19 protein-coding genes and 1 riboswitch are annotated in these 20,188 nt (G+C 68.2%); of the genes, 12 read left to right on the top strand and 7 right to left on the bottom strand.

Annotated elements, in window-relative coordinates; all coding sequences use genetic code 11:
- Positions 1-36: 36 nt before the first annotated feature.
- Positions 37-1,356 carry a protein kinase G-activating protein GlnX gene (gene glnX, locus ACZY0X_RS03470; RefSeq protein ID WP_463768187.1) on the bottom strand — a complete coding sequence of 440 codons (1,320 nt, stop codon included), beginning with the start codon at positions 1,354-1,356 and terminating at the stop codon, positions 37-39.
- A 133-nt stretch (positions 1,357-1,489) separates the two neighbouring features.
- On the opposite strand from glnX, the gene ACZY0X_RS03465 reads away from it, so the two are divergent.
- Entirely contained in the window at positions 1,490-1,996 is a 507-nt protein-coding gene (locus tag ACZY0X_RS03465) for an NUDIX hydrolase (RefSeq protein ID WP_463768186.1), read from the top strand.
- On the opposite strand, the gene thiE is transcribed toward ACZY0X_RS03465, so the two are convergent.
- The gene (thiE, locus tag ACZY0X_RS03460; protein ID WP_463768755.1) at positions 1,980-2,642 is read right to left on the bottom strand and encodes a thiamine phosphate synthase; all 663 of its coding nucleotides are present in this window, start codon (positions 2,640-2,642) and stop codon (positions 1,980-1,982) included. The two genes, ACZY0X_RS03465 and thiE, sit on opposite strands and share 17 nt — an antisense overlap.
- A 27-nt stretch (positions 2,643-2,669) precedes the next feature.
- Positions 2,670-2,782: riboswitch (TPP riboswitch) on the top strand.
- 9 nt (positions 2,783-2,791) lie between these two features.
- Here thiE and thiO point away from each other — a divergent pair.
- From thiO to ACZY0X_RS03420, 8 genes are all read left to right on the top strand, one after another.
- Positions 2,792-3,844: a glycine oxidase ThiO gene (gene thiO / locus ACZY0X_RS03455; RefSeq protein ID WP_463768754.1), complete on the top strand. Its 1,053-nt coding sequence runs from the start codon at positions 2,792-2,794 to the stop codon at positions 3,842-3,844.
- The gene (gene thiS, locus ACZY0X_RS03450; RefSeq protein WP_241401250.1) at positions 3,835-4,032 is read left to right on the top strand and encodes a sulfur carrier protein ThiS; all 198 of its coding nucleotides are present in this window, start codon (positions 3,835-3,837) and stop codon (positions 4,030-4,032) included. The genes thiO and thiS overlap by 10 nt, the downstream gene beginning before the upstream one ends.
- An 88-nt stretch (positions 4,033-4,120) precedes the next feature.
- Positions 4,121-4,828: a thiazole synthase gene (thiG, locus tag ACZY0X_RS03445; RefSeq protein WP_241405863.1), complete on the top strand. Its 708-nt coding sequence runs from the start codon at positions 4,121-4,123 to the stop codon at positions 4,826-4,828.
- The gene (locus ACZY0X_RS03440; RefSeq protein WP_463768185.1) at positions 4,825-5,595 is read left to right on the top strand and encodes an SGNH/GDSL hydrolase family protein; all 771 of its coding nucleotides are present in this window, start codon (positions 4,825-4,827) and stop codon (positions 5,593-5,595) included. Before thiG ends, ACZY0X_RS03440 begins: the two co-directional genes overlap by 4 nt.
- A 13-nt stretch (positions 5,596-5,608) precedes the next feature.
- Entirely contained in the window at positions 5,609-6,520 is a 912-nt protein-coding gene (locus ACZY0X_RS03435) for an ATP-binding cassette domain-containing protein (RefSeq protein ID WP_463768184.1), read from the top strand.
- Positions 6,517-7,284 (top strand): ABC transporter permease, encoded by a 768-nt coding sequence (locus ACZY0X_RS03430; protein WP_463768183.1) that lies wholly within the window; start codon positions 6,517-6,519, stop codon positions 7,282-7,284. Before ACZY0X_RS03435 ends, ACZY0X_RS03430 begins: the two co-directional genes overlap by 4 nt.
- 14 nt (positions 7,285-7,298) lie before the next feature.
- Positions 7,299-8,795 (top strand): M28 family metallopeptidase, encoded by a 1,497-nt coding sequence (locus ACZY0X_RS03425; RefSeq protein ID WP_463768182.1) that lies wholly within the window; start codon positions 7,299-7,301, stop codon positions 8,793-8,795.
- Positions 8,792-10,228 carry a M28 family peptidase gene (locus tag ACZY0X_RS03420; protein WP_463768180.1) on the top strand — a complete coding sequence of 479 codons (1,437 nt, stop codon included), beginning with the start codon at positions 8,792-8,794 and terminating at the stop codon, positions 10,226-10,228. Before ACZY0X_RS03425 ends, ACZY0X_RS03420 begins: the two co-directional genes overlap by 4 nt.
- A 29-nt stretch (positions 10,229-10,257) precedes the next feature.
- Here ACZY0X_RS03420 and ACZY0X_RS03415 read toward each other — a convergent pair whose 3' ends face one another.
- Both ACZY0X_RS03415 and ACZY0X_RS03410 read right to left on the bottom strand, forming a co-directional pair.
- Positions 10,258-11,325: a PucR family transcriptional regulator gene (locus ACZY0X_RS03415; RefSeq protein WP_463768179.1), complete on the bottom strand. Its 1,068-nt coding sequence runs from the start codon at positions 11,323-11,325 to the stop codon at positions 10,258-10,260.
- 126 nt (positions 11,326-11,451) lie between these two features.
- Positions 11,452-12,882, bottom strand: coding sequence for an APC family permease (locus ACZY0X_RS03410; protein WP_463768178.1), 1,431 nt, complete (start codon positions 12,880-12,882; stop codon positions 11,452-11,454).
- A 228-nt stretch (positions 12,883-13,110) separates the two neighbouring features.
- On the opposite strand from ACZY0X_RS03410, the gene ACZY0X_RS03405 reads away from it, so the two are divergent.
- The 3 genes from ACZY0X_RS03405 to ACZY0X_RS03395 are packed head-to-tail and all read left to right on the top strand — an operon-like array spanning position 13,111 to position 17,326.
- Positions 13,111-15,393, top strand: coding sequence for a propanediol/glycerol family dehydratase large subunit (locus ACZY0X_RS03405; RefSeq protein ID WP_463768753.1), 2,283 nt, complete (start codon positions 13,111-13,113; stop codon positions 15,391-15,393).
- Positions 15,390-15,749: a diol dehydratase small subunit gene (locus ACZY0X_RS03400; protein ID WP_463768177.1), complete on the top strand. Its 360-nt coding sequence runs from the start codon at positions 15,390-15,392 to the stop codon at positions 15,747-15,749. Before ACZY0X_RS03405 ends, ACZY0X_RS03400 begins: the two co-directional genes overlap by 4 nt.
- Entirely contained in the window at positions 15,746-17,326 is a 1,581-nt protein-coding gene (locus ACZY0X_RS03395) for a diol dehydratase reactivase ATPase-like domain-containing protein (protein WP_463768176.1), read from the top strand. The genes ACZY0X_RS03400 and ACZY0X_RS03395 overlap by 4 nt, the downstream gene beginning before the upstream one ends.
- A gap of 17 nt (positions 17,327-17,343) precedes the next feature.
- On the opposite strand, the gene ACZY0X_RS03390 is transcribed toward ACZY0X_RS03395, so the two are convergent.
- The 3 genes from ACZY0X_RS03390 to ACZY0X_RS03380 are packed head-to-tail and all read right to left on the bottom strand — an operon-like array spanning position 17,344 to position 20,175.
- Positions 17,344-18,657, bottom strand: a complete 1,314-nt coding sequence (locus tag ACZY0X_RS03390) for a uracil-xanthine permease family protein (protein WP_463768752.1) — start codon at positions 18,655-18,657, stop codon at positions 17,344-17,346.
- 42 nt (positions 18,658-18,699) lie between these two features.
- The gene (locus tag ACZY0X_RS03385) at positions 18,700-19,845 is read right to left on the bottom strand and encodes an APC family permease (RefSeq protein ID WP_463768175.1); all 1,146 of its coding nucleotides are present in this window, start codon (positions 19,843-19,845) and stop codon (positions 18,700-18,702) included.
- Between the two features lie 57 nt (positions 19,846-19,902).
- Entirely contained in the window at positions 19,903-20,175 is a 273-nt protein-coding gene (locus ACZY0X_RS03380) for a DoxX family protein (protein WP_463768174.1), read from the bottom strand.
- Positions 20,176-20,188 lie beyond the last annotated feature (13 nt).

The raw sequence follows: 20,188 nt of genomic DNA, 5'->3' as shown, positions 1-20,188 counted from the left end.
CCGCGCTCAGCGCCGCGAACAAGGTCTTCATGTTCATCATCTGTACTCGCTGAGTCGGGGCCACAGGCCCAGCGCCACCGCGACCGCCGCCGTCACACTCAGCAGCGCCGCTCCCACCGTCGCACCCGAGAGCACCCGACGCGCGTTGACGATATCGCTGCGCAACTGCTTGCGGCTCTCGGCGATGCCCTTGTTCAGTGCGGCGTCCAACTTGTCGAACGCCGGCGTCGAGTCGTCCTGGCCGGTGCCGAGCGCGACCTGGGTGGCGGCCGAGTAGTTGCCGACCGCGATGTAGGCGTTGATCCGGTCGTCGGCGGCACGCCACTTTCTGAGCAGCTGTTCGGCATCGGCCAGATCGCTCTTGTCGATCGCGTCCTCGCGTCCGAGGTAGTCCGCCAGTTGCTGCTGCATCGTGTCGATGCGCTGATAGTAGGACTGCTTGCGCACCCCCTCATCGCCGCGGCGGATCAGCGACAGCGTCTCGTCGGCACGGGCCTGCTGCCCGGTGATCGCCATCGTGGTGACGGTCTTGAGCGACTCGGCGGCGGTGCTCTTGGCGCTGCGGCTGTCCGCGGTGGAGATGATCAGCGCCGTGCCCACCCAGATGATCATCACCAGGACCGCCATCCCGCCCGCGACGAAGCCGACATTGACGCGGCGTCGGGTGTGCCGCGCCAGCCACCGGTTCGCGAAGGCGCCGAACAGCAGGGTCGCCAGCACCACCAGGATCACCGGCGCGGGAATTCGGGTGGATGCGGTGGTCTCGACGTCCACCCGCCGGGAGGTCTCCTCGTAGAGCCGCTGTGCGTCGGGCAGGATCTGGGTCTGCATCAGCGATGACGCCTCGGACAGGTACGACGATCCGACGGGATAGCCGGCCCGGTTGTTGGTCCGGGCAGTCTCGACGAGGCCGGTGTACACCGCCAGTTGCGCGTTGATGCGACCCAGCAGTTCGATCATCGGCTCATCGGTCAGCCCGCTCGACGCGCGGGTCACTGCGACGGCAGCATCGGTGATGGCCTGCTCGTAGCGCTGCCGGACGGGGCGCGGTTCGGCGCCCGCGATGAAGGCGGTTGCCGCTGCGGCGTCGGCCACCGACAGGGTTGTGTACAACTCGCCCGCTGCGAAGGCGAGCGGCTCGGTGTGGTTGAGGACCCGGGTCAGCGCCTCTTGTCGATCATTGATCGTGGTCGATGTCGCGAACGCGGAGAGGACCACCAGAGTGGACAGCACGACGCCGATGGTCAGGATTCGGCCAGGTGTGGTCCAGAGGAACCACCAGCGCGGATGCGCTGGAGTGGTCGGCGACCGTGACGCGAGCGGCTCGGTCGATGGGTGCGCCAACTCCACGGTCACCTGTGCGCGGACCTCAACTTTCCGGCGAGCTGTCTCGGGAAATCGATTCTATAAAAAAATTCTAAGAGTTGTTGGACCGACTCGGGGGATTCCAGGTCGACCAGTATCGACGTGGGTTTCCTATCCTTGTGGGGTGCGAGGCGACGGAGACGGTTGGGTGTTGTCAGACAGCGGTGCCCACTACTGGGGCAGGCACGGTGCCGCGGGTCTTCTCCTTCGTGCCCCGTGGGGGGATGGCGGCGCGGCCGTGCTGCTGCAACATCGCGCGGCGTGGAGCCATCAGGGCGGCACATGGGGTTTGCCCGGCGGAGCCAGGGACAGCCACGAGTCGGTCGAGGAGGCCGCTGTCAGGGAGGCCCATGAGGAGGCGGGCGTGACGGCTGAGTTGATGACGGTGCGGACATCGGTGGTGACCTCGGAGGTGCGCGGACCTGACGGACCGGCCTGGACCTACACCACCGTCATCGCGGACGCGGCCGAACCGCTGGCCACCCGACCCAACGGCGAGAGCGCAGAACTGCGCTGGGTCGCCGAGGCCGACGTCGCCGATCTGCCGTTGCACCCCGGCTTCGCGGCCAGTTGGGATCAGGTGCGCAGCGTTGCTGCGTCCATCCCGATGCTGGTCAACGGGCAGCCCTGAGCGCCGAACTCAAATCGCGCGCCGCGGCCTCCGGGTCATCGGCGGCGGTGATCGCACGCACCACGACGACACGTCGTGCACCGGCTTCGAGCACATCGGGCAGCCGCTGCGCGTCGATTCCGCCGATCGCGAACCACGGTTTCTCACAACCCGATTCGGCGGCGTAGCGGACCAGGTCCAGGCCCGGTGCGGACCGGCCCGGCTTGGTGGGTGTCGGCCAGCAGGGGCCGACGCAGAAGTAGTCGACCTCCTCGGAGATCGCAGCCGCCACCTGCGTCTCATCGTGGGTGGACCGCCCGATCAGTGGGCCGGGACCGATGACGTCGCGGGCCAGCAGAAGCGGCAGATCGTCCTGTCCGAGGTGCAGCACGTCGGCCCCGGCGGCGCGGGCGATGTCGGCGCGATCGTTCACCGCCAGCAGTGCGCCGTGGCGTCGGGCCGCGTCGCCGAGAATCTCCAGGGCAGCTATCTCGGCCGCCGCCTCCAGCGGGCCGAACCGCTGCTCGCCCGCCGAGCCCTTGTCCCGCAGCTGGATGAGATCGACGCCACCGCGCAGTGCCGCATCGGCGAATGACGCCAGATCACCCCGCTCCCGGCGCGCGTCGGTGCACAGGTATAGCAGGGCGGTGTTGAGACGCTCACGGATTTCACGCACACCGCGAGAGTAAAGTGGACCGGACAACACGGGAGTCCCGGGATCGGGGACTGAGAGTGGGCACGCATCCTGCCCTTACCGTCACACCTGATCCGGGTCATGCCGGCGAAGGGAGCAGGAAGAGGATGTCTCCGGATCCAATGGCCGGCTCGTCGGCGCGAAGTCTTGCCGTCGTCGGCGGCGGTGTCATCGGCTTGTCCGTGGCCCGCCGCGCCGCGCTCGACGGGTGGTCGGTGCGGTTGCACCGCACCGCCGATCACGGTGCGTCGTGGGTGGCAGGCGGGATGCTCGCACCGCACAGCGAGGGCTGGCCGGGTGAGGAGACGCTGCTGCAGATCGGCCTGGAGTCGCTGCGGCTGTGGCACGAGGGCTTCCTTGACGGCCTGCCCGCCGAGGTGGTCACCGCCCGCGAGTCGTTGGTGGTGGCAGTCGACCGCGCCGATGCCGAGGACCTGCGGACGGTGTGTGAGTGGCTTAGCGCGCAGGGGCAGTCCGTGACGCCGACCAGATCTGCCCGGGATGTCGAACCCCTGCTTGCCCAAGGTATCCGCCACGGGTTCATCGCGGATACCGAACTCGCCGTTGACAACCGAGCGCTCGTCGCCGCGCTCGCGGCCGCGTGCGAGGGCCTCGGCGTCCAGTGGGCGCCGCCGGTGGAGTCCCTCGACGAGACGCGTGACGCGGACACCACGGTGATCGCCAACGGTATCGACGCCCCGGCCCTGTGGCCCGGTCTGGCGATCCGGCCGGTCAAGGGTGAGGTGCTGCGTCTGCGGTGGCGCAAGGGCTGTATGCCGCTGCCGCAGAGGGTTATCCGCGCCCGGGTGCACGGCAGGCAGGTGTATCTGGTGCCGCGTCCGGATGGGCTGGTGATCGGTGCGACGCAGTACGAGCACGGCCGTGACACCGCCCCCGCCGTATCGGGTGTGCGCGACCTGCTCGACGACGCGTGCGAGGTCATGCCCGCGCTCGGTGAGTACGAACTCGCCGAGTGTGCCGCGGGCCTGCGCCCCATGACGCCGGACGGCGTGCCGCTAGTGGGCAGGCTCGACGAGAACACGTTGGTGGCTGCGGGCCACGGTCGCTCGGGTTTTCTGCTGGCGCCGTGGACGGCCGATCGGATCGCGGCCGAGTTGAACGAATCCGAGCTGAAGGTAGCCGCGTTGAAAGGTGAGGTGCCGACATGTTGGTGATCGTCAATGGTGAGGACGTCCAGATCGACGAGAACGCCACGGTGACAACGATGCTCGACACGCTGGGGTTTCCCGACAAGGGCATCGCGGTGGCGCTGAACTGGTCGGTGCTGCCGCGTTCGGAGTGGGACACCGTGCTGTCCGACGGCGCGAAGGTGGAAGTGGTGACGGCGGTGCAGGGTGGTTGAGCAAGCCGGGGATCCGGAGGGCAGGAGCGAAGCGACCGGGGATAGCAAGCTGACCATTGCGGGCCGTAGTTTCCGCTCTCGCCTGATCATGGGCACCGGCGGTGCGGCGAACCTCGCAGTGCTGCGTGAGGCTCTGGTCGCCTCGGGTACCGAGCTGACCACGGTGGCGATGCGGCGCGTTGACGCCGAGGGTGGCACCGGCGTGCTGGACCTGCTCACCGAACTCGGCATAACCCCGCTGCCGAACACTGCGGGGTGTCGTGGCGCCGCGGAGGCGGTGTTGACCGCGCAGTTGGCACGCGAGGCCCTGCACACCGACTGGGTGAAGCTGGAGGTCATCGCCGACGATCGCACCCTTCTACCCGATGCCATCGAGTTGGTCAGGGCCGCAGAGCAATTGGTCGACGACGGTTTCGTCGTGCTGCCGTACACCAATGACGATCCGGTGCTGGCGCGGCGCCTCGAGGACGTCGGCTGCGCGGCCGTCATGCCGTTGGGGTCACCCATCGGCACGGGCCTGGGCATCGCCAACCCGCACCACATCGAGATGATCGTGGACCGCGCAGGAGTGCCCGTCATCCTCGACGCGGGCATAGGCACGGCCAGCGACGCGGCCCTGGCGATGGAACTGGGCTGCGAGGCCGTGCTGCTGGCCACCGCGGTGACCCGGGCGTCGAATCCGCCCGTGATGGCGGCCGCGATGGCCGCCGCCGTCGAGGCCGGGTACCTGGCCAGGCAGGCGGGCCGAATCCCCAAGCGGTTCTGGGCCCAGGCCTCCAGTCCGACAGCCCCGTGACCCAGGGGGGCCGCTACGTCGCACTCGGTTCGTCGATGGCGGCCGGACCGGGCATCAGGCCGAAGGCCTCCGGAGCGCCGTTCGGTTCCGGACGCTCCGCCGTGAACTACCCGCACCTGGTCGCCGAGCGACTCGGATACGACCTCGTCGACGTCACGTTCTCTGGAGCGACGACCGCGCACGTGCTCACCGAGTCGCAGCGCGGCCAACCCGCACAGGTCGACGCGCTGGATGGCACTGAGCGCCTGGTCACCGTGACGATCGGTGGCAACGACGTCGGCTACGTCCCCTACCTGTTCGCCGCGGGACTGCCGCGCTTCGCGACGTCGCTCCCGCTGCTGGGCCGCGTGCTGCGCGAGGCACTGGATCCGGTCGCGCGCGATGAGGCACTCGCCAGCGTGGGCGCGTCCCTGCGGGCCGTCGGTGCGGAGCTACGCAGCCGCGCACCGCACGCCGCGGTGATGTTCGTGGACTACCTCACGCTGCTGCCGCCACGGGGCACCGCAGCCCCGCCGCTGTCGGACGCCCGCGCGGAGGTGGGTAGGCACATCGCCGACACGCTCAAGCTCCACACCGAAACCGCGGCGGCGGACACGGGTTGTGGGTTGGTCCGCGCGGGCGACGCCAGCCTCGACCATCACCCGTGGTCAGCCGAGGCGTGGACGACCGGATTCGGTTTGCCGGTGCCCGGCCGCCCCGCTCCACTGCACCCCAACGCGGCGGGTATGCGCGCCGTCGCCGATCTGATCGTCGGTGCGTTGAGCTGAAATCATGTGTCACGTGATCGAGCTGGCGGGTCTGACGAAGGACTTCGGTGCGAAGCGCGCCGTTGACGATCTCACCTGCTCGATCGAGCCGGGTGTCGTCACGGGGTTCCTCGGCCCCAACGGTGCTGGCAAGACCACCACCATGCGCATGATCCTGGGCCTGGACCATCCGAGTGCGGGCACCGCGACAATCGGCGGCAAGCGGTACCGCGAACTGTCCGACCCGCTGCGGACGGTCGGCGCGCTGCTGGACGCCAAACAGGTGCACCCCAACCGGTCCGCCCGTGACCACCTGCGCTGGATCGCGGCTACCAACCGCATTCCGTTCACCCGCGTCGACGAGGTGCTCGACGTCGTCGGCCTCGACTCGGTGGCGGACAAGAACGCGGGCACGCTGTCGCTCGGCATGGGCCAGCGCCTGGGCATCGCGGCCGCCCTCCTCGGCGACCCGCCGGTGCTGTTGTTCGACGAACCGGTCAACGGGCTCGACCCCGAGGGCATCCGCTGGGTGCGCACGCTCATGCGGGCGCTGGCCGCCGAGGGGCGCACGGTGTTCGTGTCGAGTCACCTACTGGCCGAGATGTCCAACACCGCCGACCGCCTGGTGGTGATCGGCCGGGGCCGATTGATCTCCTCGACCACGGTCGCCGAGTTCGTCGCGAGTTCGGGTGCCGACGCCGTCAGGGTCCGCAGCCCCCAGCTCGACTCCCTGGCCGGGCTGCTCAACGATGCGGGTATCGACACGAGCGCCGAGGCCGATGGATTGGCGCTGGCGGTACGGGGCGTGGCGATCGAGGTGGTCGGTGAGCTGGCGGCGCGCAACGGCATCGCGCTGCACGAGCTCAGCGCACAACGGGCCTCGCTCGAGGAGGCCTACCTCAAGCTGACCGACGACCAGGTCGAGTACCGGACGGCGGGCCGATGAGCGCCGCATCCGCGCTCGCCGCGCTGCACGCCGAGCGCATCAAGCTGTCGACCATCCGCTCCCCGCTGTGGTCGGCGCTGGCCGCCGCCGTGCTCAGTATTGGCGTCGCGGCGCTTCAGGGTGCCACCGCATACGGAGCGGCAGGGTTGTCGCCGCAGCGGGCCGCGATGGGTGTCGCGGTGTTCGGCGTTCCGATCATGATGGTGCTCGCGGCGATGACGGTGACGGGCGAGTATCGCACCGGCATGATTCGCGCCACGTTCGCGGCCGTCCCGAACCGCCCGCTGGTGCTCGCGGCGAAAGCCGTCGTCATGGCGGTGTTCTCGGCGGTGTTCACCGCGGTCCTGGTGGTTGCCGCGGTCGCGGTGGCGCGGTTGGCCGCCGACCCCCTCGTCGGTGCGGGGCTGTCGCTGGCCGGTACGGCGGTGTGGCGAGTGGTGGCGGCGCTGGCGCTGTTCGCCGCAGTCGCCGCGGTGCTCGGTGTCGGTGTCGGGGCACTGCTGCGCCACGCCGCGGGTGCTGTCGCCGTTCTGCTGATGTGGCCGTTGGTGGTCGAGCCCATAGTGGGCAATTTGCCGAGCATCGGTCCGGAGATCGGCCCCTATCTACCGTTCGCCAACGCGTTCCTGTTCGCCGACGTGCAGTGGCTGTTCCCCACCTACGTGATGCTGTGGGGCCCGTTCGGGTCGCTCGTCTACTTCACCGCCATCGTCGTGGTGATCTTCATCGCGGCCACCGTCGTGATCGTCAAGCGTGATGCTTGACTAACGTGGGCACGATGCGGCGAATGTCACGAACGGCACTGGTGGTCCTGGCGGTTTCGGCGACGGTGCTTGCCGGGTGCGGCCGGTCCTCGGAACCGGAGCCGACCGAGGCGCCGTCCAATGAGGCCGCCCTGGAGTTCGCGACGCAGCAGCGGGACAAGGTAACCATCGATGCCATGATGGCGCACCTGGGCAAGCTGCAGGAGATCGCCGACGCCAACGACGGGAACCGGGCACTCGGCACCAAGGGCTACGCCGCCAGCGTCGACTACGTCGCGGGCATGTTGCGGGACAAGGGTTTCGACGTCACCACCGACGAGTTCGATGTGCGCCTGCCCTTCGCCGAGGAGCCGTCGGTGACGGTCGGCGGGGCAGGCGTTAAGGCGGCGCCACTGAACTACACCATCGGCACACCGCCGCAGGGGCTGACCGCTCCGCTAGTGCCCGTCCGCGTCGAGGACACGCCGGGCTGTGAGCCCGCGGACTACGACGGTCTGCCGGTCGACGGCGCGATCGTGCTGGTCGATCGTGGGGCCTGCGCCTTCGGGATCAAGCAACAGGTCGCTGCCGACCGCGGCGCCGTGGCGATGATCGTCGTGAACAACAGCGACAATGAGCAGTTCGGCGGCACGCTGGGCGAGGACACCGACGTCAAGATTCCGGTGGTCGGTGTGACGAAGTCCGACGGCGCGCGCCTGCGTGAGAATCCGGGCGCCACCACCATCAAGCTGAAGGCGGGTGTCAACGTGGAGCGCACCCGAAACGTGATCGCCCAGACCAAGACCGGCGCCACCGACAATGTCGTGATGGCGGGCGCACACCTGGACTCCGTGCCGGAGGGGCCCGGTATCAACGACAACGGCTCGGGCGTGGCTGCGCTGTTGGAGACCGCCGTGCAGTTGGGCAGCTCGCCGCCCGTGCGCAACGCGGTCAGATTCGGGTTCTGGGGTGCCGAGGAGATGGGCCTGGTCGGGTCCAACGAGTACATCGCCGGGCTCGATGTCGAGGAGCTCAAGGACATCGCGCTCTATCTCAACTTCGACATGCTCGGCTCGCCGAACCCCGGCTACTTCACCTACGACGGCAATCAGTCCACACCACCGCCCGCCAACGGCGTGCCACGCGTACCAGAGGGTTCCGCGGGTATCGAGCGCACGCTCGTGGACTACCTCGACGGTGAGGACAAGACCGCGGAGGACACCGACTTCGACGGCCGCTCCGACTACGACGGGTTCACCCAGGCCGGCGTCCCCGCAGGCGGCCTGTTCGCGGGTGCCGAGACGAAGAAGAGCAAGGAGGAGGCCGACCTGTGGGGCGGGCAGGCCGAGCAGCCGTTCGACCCGAACTACCACAAGCCAGGTGACACCATCGAGAACATCGATCGCACCGCACTCGAAATCCAGGGTGGCGGAGTGGCATACACCGTCGGCCTCTATGCCCAGAATGAGACCGGTCGCAACGGCGTGCCGATCCGCGAGGACCGAGTCCGTCACGTGGTGACCGAGCCGTGACGCGTGCCGCCGCGGGTGCGCGCGCCGTCGTGGCGCTGACCGTGGTGGCGGTGCTCGCGGCGTGCGGATCCTCAGCACCCGAGGCGGCCACCGACCCCACCGACCTGGCCGAGCAGGTCACCGTCGACGACATGTTCGGTCACCTGCAGCGTCTGGCTGACGTCGCGGAGGCCAATAACGGCACCCGGGCCGACGGCACCGCGGGCTATGACGCCAGCGTCGAGTACGTCGCGAGCATCTTGCGCGACAACGGATTCGATGTGACGACACCGGAGTTCGACCGTCTCGTCGTCGCCGAACCGGGCAAGCCCATGTTGACCGTCGCGGGCCGCAGCCAACCCGTGGACCAGGCGTCACTGCTCGTCAACACGCCCAAGGGTGGTCTGAGTGCGCCCACCCTGCGCCCACGCAAGCCCGCAGGCTGCACCGCCGCCGACTACGGCGATGCGAACGTGCGCGGCGCGATCGCCGTCGTCGACGACCAGGGTTGCTCGGTCGTCGAGAAGCAGTCCGCCGCAACGGCGGAGGGCGCGGTGGGGCTGCTCGTCGTCAGCGACTCCGGGGCCCAGGGGCTGTTCACCCCCGGCTACTACCAGCAGCTCAAGGCGCCGGTCGCGGTGATCGGCCGCGATGTCGATGCGCAACTGCGCCGCACCAACGCGCCGGTACGCCTCGTTCTCGATGCCCGCGCGGGCACCGTCACGTCGCGAAACATCGTGGCGCAGACCAAGACCGGTGATCAGCACAATGTCGTCGTGGCGGGTGCGCACCTGGACTCGCCGGTGCGCAGCCCCGGCCTCAACGACAACGCATCGGGTGTGGCCGCCGTGCTGGCGACCGCCGTCGCGCTTGGGGGTTCACCTCAGGTCACCAACGCCGTGCGATTCGCATTCTTCGGCGCGGGGGAGGTGGGCGGAGAGGGATCGCGCAACTACGTCGAGAGCCTCGGGGGCGAGGGCCTGTCTGATGTCGCGCTGTACCTGGACTTCGACATGCTTGGCTCGCGCAACGCGGGCTACTTCACCTACGACGGTGACCAGTCGGGGCTGGCGAATCCCGACGTGCCCGCGGCGTCCGTCCCGAAGGGTTCCGCGGGTATCGAGCGCACGCTGGCGGGCTACCTGAACCTCGCGGGCATCCGCCCCGCCGACTCGCCACTGGGCCTGACCGGTGACTACAGCCCGTTCCTGACCGCCGGGGTGCCGATTGGCGGGCTCACCACCTGGGTCCCCGGGCGCAAGACCGAAGTGCAGGCGCGACTGTGGGGAGGACAGGCGGGCAAGCCGTTCGATCCCGCGTACCGCACACCGCACGACACCATCGCCAACATCAACCGCGAGGCGCTGGGCGTCACCGGCCCGGCGGTGGCGTATGTCGTCGGCACCTACGCGAAGTCGACCGACGGTGTGAACGGCGTGCCGGCTAGGGGCTGACGCCGATGAACACCGCTTCGCTGGTCACCTCAAGAGCCGATGTGCGCCGCATCGATCTGGTGGACGCGAACGCTCACCTCCAGATGGAAGCGGTCCGCGGGATTCTTCAGCGAGAGACCCGTGAGGTCCTCGATGAGCTTGATCCGGTACAGCAACGAGTGTCGGTTCAGGTACAGCGCTCTCGCAGCTGCGCTGGTGTTGATGGCCTCGTTGAGGAGGATCTCCAAGGTGTGGACCAGCTGCCCACGGCGGGTCCGGTCGTAGTCGACGAGCGGCTGCAGGGTCTGGAGGATCGTCGCCATACTCCGTGGATCCTGCCTGAGCACCTCGGCGAACTGCCGCGGATCCACCGGGCCATCAGGTGTGGACGATGGCACCGACGCTGGCACTGTGACGGTCTGGCCGTGCGCAGGTGGGAGCAGCACCCAACTCACGAGGTTCTCCGGAATGCCGCTGAGTCGCTGGGCAGACGCGATCAATCCGGACACCGTGGACGCCGACAGGGCGGCGGAGAAATGACACATCACGAGGTCGTCGGTGACAGACGATCGGACCGTCACACCGGCCGCGCGGGCCAACTCGTGGAGCGCCTTGACGAAGGCGTCGGCGAATTCTTCCCAACCGTCGGCGTTCCGGCCGCCCGCGTCACCTTCGCGGCGTCCGATGGCCATCTCCACCTGTGCGCCGGGAACCGATGGGGTCAACAGTGGTAGCAGGCTCTTCTGAACATCGGCGAAGGCTATCTCCCATGGCAGGAGTACCACCGGGAACTCATGGCGATCAGCGAGCGCGACCAGCGAGCTGAGGAGATCGCGGACAGTGCCGGCAGCGAGTTCGGGTGGAGGGCTGATTATCAACCCGGCGGCCGGGGAGGCCACGAGATAGGCGAGGAACTCCCGTACATCGGCTTGCCGAATGTCGGCGTCGGTGGTCAGCACCAGGTCGCCCGCGCGGACGAAGGACTCGGCTGGCGCGTGGATGATGTCGACCCACAGCACCTCACGGGTCAACGCACGGTGCCCCGCGATGACTGAGCCCTGATCCAGTGGCGGAACGGTCAAGGCCGCCGCAACGCTCAGCGGCGATTCCCGAGCCATATCGCACCTTCTCCTGATCGACCCCTCTGCCCCGTTGGTCACTCCTGTGTAGAGAGACCGCGGCGGAGCGCCGACACCGCCAGATTCGACGGTATCAGCGCTCCGCAGTGGTGTGCGCACGGGAGATCAGGGCGCGGACAGGTCCTCCGTCGATCGTCGGCTCAGCAGCATGCCCAGCCCCAGGAGTACGAACGGCAGAACGCCGAACACCCACGCGAGGGTGACGGAGCCACCCACGACCAGCGTCAGGTTCGTCAGCACCAGCATCAGGGCCGCGGCCAGGGCAAGCGTGGCGATCGATGCCAGGATCACGATGCGCGTCGAGCCGCCGCGGCGTGTGAAGAAGATCACGACCGAGACCGTCGTCATCAGCCACAGGATCGCCAGAGCCAGGATTCCGAGGCCACCCAGCGGGCCGAAGATCTGCAGTACCGGGTCCAGCTGCAGTGCGGCGAGCACAGCCATGATCACGAACGACAAGACGCTGATCAGAACCGACGCGTTCGCAGGTGAGCCGTGGCGTCCGTGGACATCACCGAAGCGCTTGGGCAGAACGCCGCTCTTACCCAGTACGAACGCGTAGCGGGAACTGATGTTGTGGAATGCCAACGCGCAGGCGAACACGCTGATGAACCAGAAGCCCGTGGTGAGATCGCGCCCCAGCATGCCGAGGTACTGCTGGGCGGTGTTCACCATGAAGTTGTCGGGATCGTCCTTGGCCGCCTGGATGGCGTCAGGGCCGCCGTTGCCCTCGATGAGAGCCCAGCTCGAGAAGGCGTAGAAGCTGGCCACGATTCCCACCGCCCAGTAGGTGGCGCGGGGGACGGTTCGGTCCGGGTCCTTGGCCTCGTCCCGGAAGACGGCGGTCGCCTCGACACCAACGAAGCCCCACAGTGCGTACAGCAGGGCGATCGAGAATCCGCCGGCGAGGCCCTGCGGTGTGAAGGAGTCACCGGTGATGCCCTGCTCGCCGCCCCGAAGAACGATGACCAGGTCGAGGACGACCAGGATGGCCACCTCGGAGACCAGGAAGATGCCAAGGACCTTGGCGCTGAGATCGATGTCGCGGTAGCCCAGCCACCCGACGATCGCGAGCACCACCCCGGTTAGCAGCCACCAGGGGATGGCCGGTCCGCCGAAGCGCTCGATGAAGCCGGCGAGGATCACACCGTCGTACGCCGCTACACCGAGCAGCGTGCACATGTACGCCGGAAGCGCGAGCACAGCAGCGCCGGTCCCGGCGGCACGGCCGAGCCCCTTCTGGATGTACGCGTAAAACGCGCCGGTATTGGTGACGTACTTCGACATCGCCACGAAACTGGCCGCGAAGAGCAGGAAGATGACACCCGCGATCAGGAACGCGACAGGGATGCCCGTGGTGTTGCCGAGGACCATGCCGATCGGCACGTTTCCACCGATGGTCGACAGCGGTGCCGCAGCGGCCACCACCATGAGGACGATGGCCGGGACGCCGAGGTTCCCGCGTAGCTTTCCGGAACGCCCGTCCGGTGGCATTTCGCGGGCGCGTGCGGCGTCCGCGTTGACGACGTCAGACATGGGGTGATCCTCCTCTGCCAGCGGAACCGCATATCGCCGGCTCCGTCGAATTCCGGGCAAGTCTTACGAGAAGGACGGGCAATCTGCCAGAGCGGTCCGGCACTTTCCAACACCTTGTTGTAGGCCAGGTCACACAGGTGCCGACAACCGGCGTCCGCGTCACACACATTGTTGGAACCTGGGCACGCGTCGTTGTCTCACCTTGGAGTTCAGTCGATGCTGGGCGCCATGCATCTGAGCAGCACTGAGATCGAACAGGACCACCGGCTGGGACGCATTCGGGTGTTGGACGAGCAGCGCGTCAACTTCGACGGGTTCGCCGAGGCGGACCCGGAACTGGGAATGATCTCGCACCTCTCACCGCACGACCCGGAACCGTCCTGGGTCGTCGCCGAGGACGGCACTGTGCTCGAGATGGACTCCACCGCGGCCGCAGACTTCGACACGATCGACGAGTTCATCGTGCGATACGCCATCGACCACACCGAGGCTCCCCGGTCGATGGCGATGAGTGAGGTCGATCTGGCGCGGCTGATCGTCGACTCGAGCGTGCCCCGCGAGGATGTGCTTGCTGTCTGTGCGGGCCTCACCCCGGCCAAGATGGCCCGCGTTGTCGCGATGTTGCAGCCCGTCGAGATCCAGATGGCGATGATGAAGATGCGCTCCCGTCGGACTCCCGCCAACCAGGCCCATGTCACCAATCGCCTCGACGATCCACTGCTGATTGCGGCCGACGCGGCCACCGCCGTGGTCTACGGCTTCCGGGAACTGGAGGCGACGGTCCCGGTTCTCGACGATGCCCCAGCCGTCGCCGTGGGACTGCTGATCGGCTCGCAGGTGCCCGCCCCCGGTGCGCTGACGCAGTGCTCGGTCGAGGAGGCCCGTGAACTGGAGCTGGGCGTGCGCGGACTGGTCTCCTACGCCGAGACGGTTTCGGTCTACGGCACCGAGCAGGTCTTCACCGACGGTGATGACACCCCGTGGTCGAAGGCGTTCCTGACGTCGTCCTACGCCTCCCGCGGGATCAAGATGCGGCTGTCCAGCGGGGCGGGCTCCGAGGTGCTCATGGGGCAGGCCGAGCGCAAGTCGATGAACTATCTGGAGTCTCGGTGTGTGGCCCTGGCCAAGGGCATCGGAGCACAGGGCGTGCAGAACGGCGGTATCGACGGTGCCGGCATCACGGCGTCGGTGCCAGGCGGCGTCCGAGAGCTGATCGCCGAGAACCTCATGGTCATGCTCCGTGGGCTCGAGTCCTGCAGCGGTAACGACAGTCTGATGTCCGAGTCCACGATGCGCCGGACCAGCCGGACGTTGCCGGTGCTGCTGTCCGGGTCGGACTTCATCTTCTCCGGATTCGGCTCGGTTGAGGCCTACGACAACATGTTCGGACCATCGAACTTCAACGCCAGCGATCTTGACGACTACCTCGTCCTGCAGCGCGACTGGGGTGTCGATGGTGGCTTGCGGTCGGTCGATCCGACCACTCTGGAGTCGATGCGTCGGCAGGCCGCCGAAGCCACGCGTGCGGTCTTCGAGTACCTGGGTCTCGCGGACTTCGATGACGAACATGTGGAAGCCGTTGTCGGAGCGGCGGGTTCGAAGGACCTGCCGCAGACCGACGGTGTGAAGGTGCTGAGTGCGGCCAGGATGATCGAGCAGTCGGGTCTCACGGTGCTCGACGTGGTCGGTGCGCTCGCCGAGACCGGCTTCGGGGATATCGCCGATCGGGTTCTGGGCATGGCCACGGCCCGGGTCGCCGGTGACTACCTGCAGACCGCCGCGATCTTCGACGAGGAGATGAACGTGCTGTCGGCGTTGACGGATCCCAACGACTACCGCGGGCCGGGCACCGGGTACCGGCCGACGCCGGAGCGTCAGGCCCAGATCGATGCCGTGCGGCAGGCGCGGTCGGTCGCCGACCTGGTCAGGGAACAGGCGACCTTCGCCAGGCCAGACCGCCTGGTGGACGTTGGTCCGGCCGGGGTCGGAGAGGATCCGCGGGAGGTCGTCATCGGTGTCTCACCCGCGTTCGGTACCAAGCTGTTTCGTGCCCTCTCGGGTCTGACCATCTACGACGTGCTCGACCAGATTCTCGCAGGCCTGGAGGAGGAACACTGCGTGGCGCGGCTGGTGCGCATCACCGACAGCATCGACCTCGGCGCGATCGGGAAGTCCGCGGCGCAGCTGTCAGGGTCCGGGATCTCGGTCGGACTACAGGCCAAGGGCACCACGATCATTCACCGTCGCGACCTTTCTCCGTTGGCAAACCTCGAACTGCTCAGCATCGCGCCGCTGATCACCCCGGAGATGTATCGGTTGGTCGGCATCAATGCCGGGCGGCATGCCAAGGGCACGACGCCCGCCCCGATGCGCAACGCCTACACCGAGGAGGCGATCACCGCTCGATACCACACCCAGGTCGTTTCCATGGTCGCCATCGAACGGGGGCAGTTCGCACCCCGCACAGGCGATGAGGGCAGCACGCACGTCGAAATGGAGTACACGCGATGACCATCACCTCACACTCGGGTCGCAGCATCAGCGAGGTGACCGTCGAGGCAGCCCGCTCCGGCGATCTGACTCTGGACGACATCCGGATCAGCCGGGAGACGCTGTTGGCTCAGGCGGACACCGCGCAGCGCAGCGGCTCCATTCAGTTGGCGATGAACCTCCGCCGTGCGGCCGAGATGACCGCACTGAGTTCCGAGGACATGCTCGCGGCGTATGAGGCGCTGCGACCGGGACGCTCCACGTTCGCCGAGCTGGAGGAGCTGGCGCAGCGGTTAGCCGACCAAAAGGCGCACACCTGCGCGGAATTCGTGCGTGAGGCCGCCTCGGTGTATCGGCGGCGCGGCCTGCTGCGATGACCATCTGGGCCGGAGTCGACATCGGTAACGCCACCACCGAGGTGGTCCTCTGCGGCGGGGCCGACGGGCTCGAGGTGCTTGCCAGCGCCCGCACTCCGACGCGCGGTGGCAAGGGATCCGTGCGGGCCGTGCAGGGTGCCGCGCAGCTCGCACGGCGGCTGGCCGATAGTCGTGGACTGGTGATCGACCGCGCCGCGTTCGCTCCGACCCCGCCTGTGCACTCGACCGTCGGACGCGTCCAACTGGAGACCCGCAGAACCGGGCGGCTCACCATCGCCACCCGGTCGGCGGCGACCACCGCGGGTGACGCCGCGGGCGTCGGTGCTCCGGTGCCGGTCGAACACCTCGACCACACCGACCGCGACCGTCCGATAGTCGCCTGCGCGACCCGGGAGTGGGGCTACCTCGAGGTGGCACACCTGGTGAATGCGGCAGTCGAGGACGGCCGAAACGTGGTCGCGGTGTTGACGGCAAACGACGAGGCAGTGCTGGTGTCCAACCGGCTGCGGACTGCCCTGCCGGTGATCGACGATATCGACGTGGGGCCGCTGATGTCGGCAGCACTGGTCGCGGTGGAGGTGCGCGACGGGCTGGCACCACTGCAGAAGCTCACCGACCCGTTCTGGCTCGCCGACGTGTTCGGCCTGCACGACGGCGAACGCGTCGACGCACGCGTTATCGCCGACCAGCTCTTCGACAGCGCGTGCGCGGTGGTGTACCTCGATGGCACCTCACCGGCGCACGACACGTCGCCGCGGGAGATCCAGCAGCCCGTCGTGCCGTCAGGTGTCCAGGACGACCAGCGCTACGTCGTTCACCTGGCCGACATTGCGGCGCAGGCTAACTCGCGCCGCGGGTCGGTTGTGGTGGACAGTCTCGTGATGGCCGCGATGGGTGGTGGAGAGGAACCACCTGCCGACGCCGATGCGCTCGGCAGCGCCCTCGGGGTTCCGGTGACGCAGATCGACTCGGAGGCCGCCGCGGCGCGTGTCGGCGCGCTCACCACACCGGGTGTCACGTCCGACGTCGTCGTCGTGGACGTCGGCGGGGGGACCGTCGACGTCGTCACCGAGGGTTCTCGCGTGGTCCTGCCAGGTGCGGGGCAGCTCCTGACCACGGCCACCGCCACCGCACTGGAGATCTCCAGGAGTGCCGCCGAGTATGCGAAGCGTGCGGAGGCGGTCACCGCCATCACACCGCAGCTCGTCGAGGACGAGCACAGTCGGCGACAGTTCCTCGACAAGCCGATCGACGGCCGGTGCACAGGATGGCTGCTGACCTCAGCTCCGAGTGGTCTGCTGCCGTTCACGTCGCGGCTCTCCGGCGCGGAGTGGCGCAGTTGGCGGCTCGCGGCCAAGCGGTTGGTCATCGGCGGCAACGTGATGCGGGGTGTCGAGCAGGTGGCCCCCGGCGCGGCCGGGGTTCTGCTGGTCGGTGGCGGAGCGAGTGACGACGAGTTGGTCCGGGCCGTCAGCGAACAGCTGGGCCACGAGGTCACCGTCGGGCGTGGCAACGTGTGCGGGCAGCTGGGCCATCGTTTCGCCGTGGCGTACGGGCTCGTCGTCCTGGCCGCCTGAACACCTGCGCGTGCCGGCTAGGGCAGCGGGCTCGGTTCATCGGCAGGATCGTCGGTCGTTGCCGCCGTGCGATCAGAGCTGCGGAAGCCCAACAGCCGCATACCGTGATACACCAGCAGCGCCGCGATGGATCCGAGCGCGATACCGGTGAACGTCAGATCCCCAGCGGTCCAGGTGAAGTCGGCGATGCCGATGATCAGGGGGATGGCGGCGGTCATCTGGTTGACCGGCAGGCTGAAGTCGACGTGATTGGTCAGCCAGATCCGGATGCCCAGCACGCCGACCAGGCCGTACAACACGATGGTGGCTCCGCCCAGCACGCCCGGTGGGATCGCCGAGATCAGCGCGCCGATCTTCGGACACATCGCCAGCACGATCGCGACGAGGGCTGCCACCCAGTACGCGGCGGTCGAGTACACGCGCGTGGCGGCCATCACGCCGATGTTCTCGGCGTAGGTGGTGGTGGCCGTTCCGCCGCCGAACCCCGCGAGTGTGGTGGCCACCCCGTCGGCGGCCAGCGCGCGACCGATAAGCGGATCGGTGTCGGTGTTCGTCATCTGGCCGACCGACTTGACGTGCCCGATGTTCTCGGCGATCAGCGCGATCACCGCGGGCAGGAACAGCGGTAGTACCGCCCAGGTGAAGGTCGGCGTCTGGAACTCGGGCAGCCCCACCCACGGCGCGGCACTTATCGCGGCCCGCGCGGCCTCGTCGACGCCACCCAGCAGCCAGGCCACCACGTATCCGATGACGACGGCCAGGAATATCGCCAACCTGCCGATGATGCCGCGGAAGAACGCCAACGTGGCGACCAGCAGCACCAGCGTGATGATGCCGACCACGGGGCCCTTCTCGAAGTTCTGCTTCGCGACGGGCGCGAGGTTGAAGCCGATCAACGCGACGACGGCGCCCGTCACCACCGGTGGCAGCGCGACGTTGAGCCAATGCGTGCCGACCAGGTGGACGATGACGCCGATGACGATCAGCGTCAGGCCCAGCGCCACCAGGCCGCCGAGCGCGCTGCCCGCGCCGTTCGAGCCGACCGCGGCGATCACCGGTGAGATCACGGCGAAGCTGGACCCCAGATAGCTCGGCAGCCGGTTGCCGGTGATGATCAGGAACAGCACCGTGCCGATGCCCGAGAACAGCAGCGTGGTTGCCGGGGGGAACCCGGTGAGCACCGGCACTAGGAACGTGGCGCCGAACATCGCGACCACGTGCTGGGCGCCGATACCTATCGTGCGGGGCCAGCTGAGCCGTTCGTCGGGCGCGACGACCGCCGCGTCATGCGGGACGGCCTTCCAGGTGAGTGCTGATTTGGCGGGAATCACAAGCACGAACTACACACCATTGGGCGCTGTGGCGCAGCCCAATCACCGGCGCAGTGCGTATACCGCGGCGCTGAGCACGAGCACCGCGACGCCCGCCAGCACCGAGGTTGCAGGCAACGTCACCGCGAGAACCACGCATCCGATGATCCCGAGCACGGGAATCAGCTTGCGTCCCAACGTGAACGCCGCCGCATTGGCTATCGCGTAGTACACCAGCACGGCGAACGACGAGAATCCGATGGCCGTGCGCACGTCGGCCACAGCGGCGAGCCCGGCCACCACGACTCCCACGGCGATCTCGGCACGGTACGGACTGTCGAACCGGTCGTGCACCGCTGCCAGCGAGCTCGGCAGGTACCTGTCCCGCGACATCGCCAGAACCGTGCGCGAGACACCGAGGATGAGCGCGAGAAGCGCCCCCAGCGCGGCGATTGCCGCACCAACCCGCACCACCGGTACCAGCCCGGGGTGCCCGGCGGCCGCAACGGCGTCGGCCAGTGGAGCGGTGGCCGATGACAGTGTCGGGCCACCCAGTTGCGCGAGCACCACGACGGCAACCACCGCGTACACCAGCAGCGCGATGGCCAGCGACACCGCGATGGCCCGCGGGATCGTGCGGGCCGGATCGCGCACCTCCTCGCCGAGGGTCGCGATCCGCGCATACCCGGCGAATGCGAAGAACAGCAGACCCGCCGCCTGCAGGATGCCGAACGCACTGGCGTCGTCGCCGAGGGCGAGCCTGCCGGTGTCCACGTCGCCGGACGCGAGAATCGCCACGATCACGGTGCACAGCACGGCGAGCACGACGACCACGATCACCCGGGTGAGAAGCGCTGACTTCTGTACGCCTGCAACGTTGACCGCCGTCAGCGCCAGCACAACGGCCACCGCGATCTCATGCGCGTGCCCGGGCCACACGTAGTAGCCGACCGTCAGCGCCATCGCCGCACATGACGCGGTCTTGCCGACGATGAAACTCGCACCCGCGGTGTATCCCCAGAACGGGCCGAGTCGCTCCCGGCCGTAGACATAGGTGCCACCGGACTGCGGGTAGAGCGCCGCGAGTCGCGCCGACGACGTTGCGTTGCAATAGGCGACGAACGCGGCGATCGCGAGACCCAGGAGCAGGCCCGAACCCGCCGCGGCGGCCGCGGGCGCGAGCACCACGAAGATGCCAGCGCCGAGCATCGCGCCGAGCCCGACGACTACCGCGTCAGCGGTCCCGAGGGTGCGCTTCAGGGGATGTCAGCGATTGCGGACGGAGTTCACGGCCAGGTAGGCGGCATAGCCGACCGTGCCGAGGACCGCCAGCTTGCGGGTCTTCGGCACCAGGAGTCCGACGCCGATCGCGGTCTCGATACCGCCGTTGGTCTTGATGTGCCGCGCGGTGTCACGCGGGAACGCCGACTTCGTGATGCCCTCGAACAGCTGCGGGCGGACGAAGTGCGCGATACCCGCGCCCGCGAACGACAGACCGACGAGCGTGGCCGCCATGGAGTTCTTCGAATCTTGAGGCACTGAGTTCTCTTTC

The sequence above is a fragment of the Mycobacterium sp. IDUB_39 genome (genome assembly GCF_055419205.1).
Note: the sequence above shows the minus strand (reverse complement) of the source record. Positions and strands in the feature narration are given on the sequence as shown.